The sequence below is a fragment of the Mesorhizobium sp. M7A.F.Ca.CA.002.09.1.1 genome (genome assembly GCF_003998555.1).
Taxonomy (GTDB): Bacteria; Pseudomonadota; Alphaproteobacteria; order Rhizobiales; family Rhizobiaceae; genus Mesorhizobium; species Mesorhizobium ciceri.
Window position 1 is genome coordinate 1 of sequence record NZ_RZRR01001408.1, and the last position, 819, is coordinate 819.

Sequence of the window (819 nt, forward strand, 5' to 3'; positions counted from 1 at the left end):
CACATCCTCTTTCCAGTTGATGGCAGCCGAGCGGATGCGGGCTGAACTTAGAAAAGCACGTGCGGCCTCGACGGCCGGCGCATAGCGCGAGTGCCAGCTGGCGAACAGCGAGACGCCGTTGTGCGCAGCCAATGTCTTGAGGTCTTCGACCTCGCTGACAGTAGCGCCTGGCGGCTTCTCCAGGAAGACATGCTTCTTTGCCGTCAGCGCCGTCCGCGCCGCGTCGTAGCGGAATTGCGGCGGCATGCAGAGCGAGACGGCCTCGAGCTCGGCTACGGCGTCGAGCATGGCTTCGATGGTGGGGAAATTCGGGATGTCATCCACCTTGCCGTGACGGCTGGCGGCCGCGACGAGGCGATAGTCCTGGTCTTTCGCCAGGGCCGGCAGGTGCTGGTCGCGGACGATCTTGCCGACGCCGACGATGCCTATCTTGATGGGCTGGGACATGGCCGCTCCGTCTGTTTGATGATGGTGATGGCTTCTTATCAGAACACTTGCCCCGGGCAAGCCGAAGCCGAGCAGCCAAGCTCAGCCTTCCCTTAGCGGCAGCACATTTGTCGGCTGGGAAGGCCTCGGTCGCCGATTCGGTTCGGCAGTCGATTCGAAAGCTGGACCGGGGTCAGATCGGCACGTCGAAGGTAACGATCGACACTTCGCCTTCGAGCGCGCCCTGGAAGGCGGAAATATGCGGCTCTTCGTCGGGGATGCCGTCCATGTCGCCGATCTGGTCGAGCTCGGCCTCGGCGTAACCTTCGGCGGCAAGCGATTCGAGCGCCCGGCGCACCGCCGAATCGTCGTCGGGCGCAACCAGCATGACGT

The 819-nt window shown here is 63.7% G+C and carries 2 protein-coding genes; both read right to left on the reverse strand.

Features of this window, described 5'->3' with window-relative positions:
- A partial coding sequence (locus EN994_RS33580) for a Gfo/Idh/MocA family oxidoreductase (protein ID WP_164746537.1) occupies positions 1-447 on the reverse strand: 447 nt, incomplete at its 3' end.
- Positions 448-619: 172 nt separating this feature from the next.
- Positions 620-819: transcriptional regulator (locus EN994_RS33585; RefSeq protein ID WP_127308263.1), on the reverse strand; the 200-nt coding region annotated here is incomplete at its 5' end.